The 3,026-nt window shown below is 43.8% G+C and carries 3 protein-coding genes; all 3 read left to right on the top strand.

Going from position 1 to position 3,026, the window contains the following annotated elements:
- On the top strand, positions 1-1,356 hold a 1,356-nt coding region (locus B4N75_RS01440), incomplete at its 5' end, for an MATE family efflux transporter (RefSeq protein WP_296667865.1).
- 285 nt (positions 1,357-1,641) lie between these two features.
- Positions 1,642-2,343 (top strand): iron-sulfur cluster assembly scaffold protein, encoded by a 702-nt coding sequence (locus B4N75_RS01435; RefSeq protein ID WP_296667863.1) that lies wholly within the window; start codon positions 1,642-1,644, stop codon positions 2,341-2,343.
- A gap of 22 nt (positions 2,344-2,365) precedes the next feature.
- Positions 2,366-3,026: GGGtGRT protein (locus B4N75_RS01430; protein ID WP_296706406.1), on the top strand; the 661-nt coding region annotated here is incomplete at its 3' end.

Raw genomic sequence — 3,026 nt, 5'->3', positions numbered from 1 at the left:
AAAATGAAAAGCAATCAGATTGACATGACGACGGGAGCAATTTTTCCCAAGTTAATGAAATTTTCGATTCCGCTTATGCTAAGTTCAATTTTGCAGCTTTTTTTTAATGCGGCGGATGTTGTTGTTGTAGGCAGGTTTGCTGGAGATAATTCTCTTGCTGCCGTCGGCTCAACAAGTTCTCTTGTAAATTTTCTTGTAAACACGGTTTTAGGAATTTCTATCGGGTGCAATGTTGTTGCTGCAAATTTTACCGGTTGCGGAGATTCAAAAAAAGTAAGTTTGACAGTTCATACTTCGTTTGTTCTGAGCCTTTTATGCGGAGCTTTTATAAGCGTTGTCGGAGTTTTGTTTAGCCGGCAGATTTTGATTGTTATGGACGCTCCTGAGGAAGTTCTTCCTCTTTCTGCGCTTTACCTGCGAATTTATTTTTGCGGAATTTTTCCGAGCGTTGTTTATAATTTTGGTTCTGCTCTTTTACGGGCAAAAGGCGACACAAAACGGCCGCTCTATATTCTTTTTGTAAGCGGAATTTTAAACGTTGTTTTAAATCTTGTCTTTGTAATAAAATTTAATCTCGATGTTGCCGGGGTGGCGTGGGCGACTGTAATAAGCCAGGCTCTTTCCGCCGTATGCGTCCTTTTTATTCTTCTTACAGAGAAAGATGATTTTAAGCTGGACTTAAAAAAACTTTGCCTTAACAGCGATATTCTTGCGAAAATTTTAAAAATCGGAGTACCAGCAGGTTTTCAGAGCAGTCTTTTTAGTTTTAGCAATATGGTGATTCAATCTACCGTAAACAGTTTTGGAGCGGTTGCTGTTGCCGGAAGCAGCGCAAGTCAAAGCATTGAAGGTTTTGTTTATATTTCAATGAACAGCATTGCCCAGGGAAGCCTTACTTTTGTAAGTCAAAATGTTGGCGCAAAGAAAATTGACCGCGTAAAGAGAGTCGTTTTGACAAGCCTTTTTTCTGTCTGCATTGTCGGCGCTGTTATTGGCGGAATTTGTATTCTTTTTAGCAGGCAGCTTTTCTCGGTTTTTACGTCAAATCCTCTTGTAATAGACAAGGCCGCGGAACGTTTTCTTGTGATTTGTTCAACTTATTTTACCTGCGGCATAATGGACGTTATGGCAAATAGTCTTCGCGGAATGGGACGGAGCCTTATGCCTGCTGTTATGACTTTGATTTTTGTCTGTGGAAGCCGCCTTGTCTATCTTTTTACGGTTTTTAAGCTTCCTGGATTGTATTCTTTTGGCAATATATTTTTAAGTTATCCGATAAGCTGGATTATTACGTTTTTAATGCTGCTTTTTTCGTTTATTTTTGTAATTTCTAAGGAAAACAATAAAACGCGTTAAGGACTGTAGCCCCGGCGCAGCCGTTGTCCGTTGCAGGCGACGGACAATGCAAGGGCGAAAGGCCTGACGGTTGTAAATACAACCGGAACGCCCATAAAATCATTAAGCTCAAAAAACTTTTGTTTTTGTCGTTGAATTTCAATTTTAAAAAAACTATAATCAATAACAAAACAATGTAGTGGTTTGCAGTTGAAAAAATGCTGCAATTCCTGCATAAAACAGAGAAACAGTCTCTTCCTAAAAAGAGACGGAATCAAAACAGATTTTTATTTTTAGGAGAATATTATGGTCTACACAGCAGAAGTAGAGCATATGTGTCCTTTGGCTAAAGGCGCATATCACGGGCCGGCTCCAATTCCTGAGGAAGGAAAATGGGTTCAGGCAAAAGAAATCAAGGATATTTCTGGTTTTACACACGGAATCGGCTGGTGCGCGCCTCAGCAGGGAGCATGCAAGCTTTCTTTGAACGTAAAAGACGGAATCATCGAGGAAGCTCTTGTCGAGACAATCGGCTGCTCAGGAATGACCCACTCGGCTGCAATGGCATCTGAAATCCTTATCGGAAAAACTCTTCTTGAAGCCCTTAACACTGACCTTGTATGCGACGCAATCAACACTGCAATGCGCGAGCTTTTCATGCAGATTGTCTACGGACGCACTCAGTCGGCTTACTCAAAGGGCGGCTTGAAAGTCGGAGCTTCCCTTGAAGACTTGGGAAAAAATCTCCGCTCTCAGGTTGGAACAATGTTCGCTACACGCAAGACAGGTCCTCGCTACCTCGAAATGACAGAAGGCTATGTTGAGACTATGGCTGTTGACAAGGACAACCAGGTTATCGGCTACAACTGCATCAACTTCGGAAAGCTCATGGACGCTCTCAAGGCTGGAGTTGACCCGAAAGAGGCAATCGAGAAGGCACGCACTCACTACGGACGCGTTACAGAAGATCAGGGCATGGTAAAACTCATCGACCCTCGCAAGAACTAATTGTAGGAACGGAGGAAATAAAATGGCATTATTTGAAGATTTTGAAGGCCGTATCCCACAGGTAAACAAGGCTCTTAAAGAATATGGCTTCTCTGAGGGAGAAAAAGGACTCAACGAGGCCCGCGACCTTTGCAAGGCACGCGGTTTTGACCCTTACGAAATCTGCCAGTCAACACAGCAGATTTGTTTTGAGGACGCAAAATGGGCTTACGTTCTCGGCTCTGCAATCGCAATCAAGGAAGCTGAGAAAACAGGCGACAAGACTGGCTCAACAGCTGCCGCAAATATTGGTAAGGGACTTCAGGCATTCTGCTTGCCGGGCTCTGTAGCTGACGACCGCAAGGTTGGTCTCGGACACGGAAACTTGGGCGCGCGTCTTCTTTCTGAGGAGACACAGTGCTTCGCTTTCTTGGCAGGACACGAGTCTTTCGCAGCCGCTGAGGGCGCAATCAAAATTGCTGCGAACGCTAACAAAGTACGCAAGAACAAGCTCCGCGTTATCTTGAACGGCCTTGGAAAAGACGCTGCGCAGATTATCAGCCGCATCAACGGATTCACTTATGTTCAGACTAAGTTTGACTACTTCAACGGCGAGGGAACAGACAAGGCTCTCAAAGTTGTAAAGGAAATCCCTTACGGAAACAATCCTGAGCGTCTTATCGTAAAATGCTACGGCGCAGACG

This window comes from Treponema sp. UBA7570 (genome assembly GCA_002477955.1).
GTDB lineage: Bacteria > Spirochaetota > Spirochaetia > Treponematales > Treponemataceae > Treponema_D.
Note: the sequence above shows the minus strand (reverse complement) of the source record. Positions and strands in the feature narration are given on the sequence as shown.